At 39.8% G+C, this 2907-nt stretch carries 2 protein-coding genes and 1 pseudogene; all 3 read right to left on the bottom strand.

Annotated elements, in window-relative coordinates; genetic code table 11:
* A pseudogene (locus ACKI5B_RS07370) lies at positions 1-695 on the bottom strand (V-type ATP synthase subunit I); the annotation flags it as partial.
* Positions 696-1656: 961 nt separating this feature from the next.
* Positions 1657-2253 (bottom strand): hypothetical protein, encoded by a 597-nt coding sequence (locus tag ACKI5B_RS07365; RefSeq protein WP_407427326.1) that lies wholly within the window; start codon positions 2251-2253, stop codon positions 1657-1659.
* A partial coding sequence (locus tag ACKI5B_RS07360) for a type III secretion system effector protein (protein WP_407427324.1) occupies positions 2250-2907 on the bottom strand: 658 nt, incomplete at its 5' end. The genes ACKI5B_RS07360 and ACKI5B_RS07365, both read right to left, overlap by 4 nt.

The following is a 2907-nucleotide window of genomic DNA, read 5'->3' as shown; positions in this document are numbered from 1 at the left end:
GTTCCCCATGGAAGACCGTAAACATCTCCGCCCATGAGAGGGAAGACATTTCCGTCAACGACCATTGAAAGAACAACCCAGTACATGCCGATAAGCTGCACGAATGAACCGAATTCACCCAATGCCTTGAGTCTGTGCCCCTTGTCCGTAATATAACGGGCAATTCCCTTAAGATGAGCCACGCAAAGCTGAATAAGAGCCAGCGTAAAGCAGAAAATCTGAAGGTTCTGAGCCGTACCGAGTGTGCCGCCAGAAGCATCAGTAGTCCAGAAAGGAAGCCACTGAACGTCAGCGTACGCATTTGAAATCGGCGGAACAGAAAGAGCGACAATCCATTCAGGAAGCTGCTCAGGCTGCAGGCCGAACCAGGTACATGTGACCGCTCCCCAGACCATGGTAGCCACGCCCAGAAGAAGGACAAGGCCAAGCATCGGAGGAACTTTTTTGCCACCGAAAAGGCTCTTCAAAATGAAGATTAACGCAACGGCAGTGACCAATGCACCGTATCCACCGTCTCCGAAAATCATTCCGAAGAAGATAGTGAAGAAAGCCAGGAACCAGCCCGAAATATCGTATTCGTGATAGCCGGGAACTGTTCCCAAAAAGTCCGTAAGAGGATAAATCAAACTTACGAGCTTGTTGTTCTTGAGTTTTGTAGGAACATTGTCGTCTTCGGCCGGGTCGCTTTGCCGCATAAGCCCATTTCTCACTCTTTGCGAAAGACTCGAAGGCCGCCATTGAATCCACAGGAACGAATCCCGTAATCCAAGACAAGTTTTCTTCGATTCCCATGCCCGAATACAAGTTCTCAAGCTCAATGTCCTTTGCGATTACGCTTACAGAATCTTTGAGCGCGTTCTTGTACTGTATGCATGCCTTTATTTCATTCTCAATTTCAACAATGCGGGCCTTTGAATCAGCGATTTCCTTCTTCAAGGCTTCTGTTGAAATGCGGGGAAGAGGCACCTGATATGCTTCGGCAGGAAGCCCTTCCGGCCGCTCATTGACGGCAAAAGGCTTCTCGCTCACCAAAACGAATCTTGTCTGTGACTTGTCCTTTGAGACAATCACGGTCTTTGCTTCTTCTCCAATCAGAGCATATTTGTCTGACGGAATTTCATATAAGGCAAGATGAATATTCTCTTCTGAAAGCCCGGCAAAATCCTCAGGATTTACTCCGCCCCACTTTGCGAATCGCTCAAGCTCCACCGAATCATTGGTGATGCGGTCAAAGCAAGATTTCTGGCGCAAATAAACTGCCAACCGCTGTTCCGTACTTCGCTAACGCTCATTCTTCCACTCCTTACGGTCGTTTCAGAACGCCTACGGCGGTACTCCATAGCGGGCGCAGCATTGACTGTTCAAAACAAATAACAAACAGTATCGAGAGATTTTTTCATTGTTTTATATCTGCTTTATTATCCCAATTAATCAGAAATTTTCGAGCCTCTTAGGAAGAAGTTAAAATTACCCCTTTTTATCTACACGCCATATTTTTCAATAGGGATTCAGTAAAAATCTTATCGAAATTCTTGCGTTTTCCGAAGTATTTTGGCTTTGGGCTTACACCCACAAATCCGTATTTGTGGGAGGAAAAAGCAACGAAAATTCCACTATACAACGAGGATTGGGAAAGGGCTATACAGAAAAAAAATATCAAAAAGATAGCAAGTAACTAACCAGTTCGTATGCATTTTTCCCGATTCTTTCTTTTATTTTTATGATTTCATCAATATCTTTTTTACTATAATTGTTGCCGTAATATGCATAAGAATACAAAATTTCATTTTTCATAACAAATATATAATAGTTACTTGCATCTGCAACATTAGAATCTATATGGTAATAATAGTTTTTCTTCTCTACAAATAAAAGTTTGCTCAAATTGTAGTTTTTCAACAACTCTTCTGACTTGATAATTTCTCCTTTTTCAATATAAAAAGTAGTAGAGTCTACATTTTTTCCGTTCTGTGTCAAAATCGAAATTGAAAAAAAACTTGTCTCGAAATTCCGTCTCACAATTGTAATCCAGTCTTTTTTATCAAGTGATTCTAAAAAACACTCAACTTCTGAACATAAATTTTTCTCTATTTGATAATGACATCTTAGAAATGGTCCAATGAAATTTACCCCTTCTTCATTGTCTTTTGTTGCATTAATCCAATTTTCTGCTTCTTTTTGAAAGGAAAATGGAACTGAAAATAATGGGAAACTTATGCAAAACAATAAAATACAAATTACTTTTAAATTCATTTATTCAAAACCTCCTCTTTTTGATAATAAAAACTTCTTAATGGTATTTTTAAAACCTTCCGCATTTGATTTTCCCTTTTTAGAGAATTTTTCTCACCGGAAGGCGTAGTTCCAGGTGTTCTATCCCCCTTATTTGTATCATAATTTTTCTCTGCAAATGCTTCTGCATGTCCTAATTCATGAACTAAACCAACTATCGGGTCTCTGTCGGTGTTTCCTTCATCATCAATTCCTCCTTTTCTTGATTCATAATAGAATATTATTCTACTACCAGAGCCCTCAGATTTTCCCATCTCATCCGCAATCGTTTGGTTTTCTCCTTCACCTGGCAATACGGATATTTTTATCACTTGGTCGCAATTTTCTAATTTAGTTATCATTTCTTTTAATTCTGTCAATTCTGGACTTTTTGTGTTATTACATTTAATTATTTTTAACATACTATTTATGATCTTATAAGCATTTTTGTTTGTAATAACATCTGGAACTATTTTCCGTCCATCCGGGTCTGTATACTTGACAGGATTGTTAGCAGCGTAGTGGTACAAATTGGCATTTGAGGGAAGAAGCTGCTTTTTCCCGCGTGTTTCCATGCTCCGCACGACCGAAAGCCAGCTTTTTGAGGAATTCTGATAAAATTTTCTCTCAGTCTCA

It is taken from the genome of Treponema sp., assembly GCF_045657965.1.
Classification (GTDB): Bacteria; Spirochaetota; Spirochaetia; order Treponematales; family Treponemataceae; genus Treponema_D.
The sequence above is the reverse complement of the archived record's forward strand: the minus strand, read 5'-3'. Positions and strand labels throughout refer to the sequence as shown.

What these genes read in the sequence shown, in the direction of transcription:
- ACKI5B_RS07365 (WP_407427326.1), bottom strand. Translation starts at nt 2,253, where the DNA reads ATGAATTTAAAAGTAATTTGTATTTTATTGTTTTGCATAAGTTTCCCA.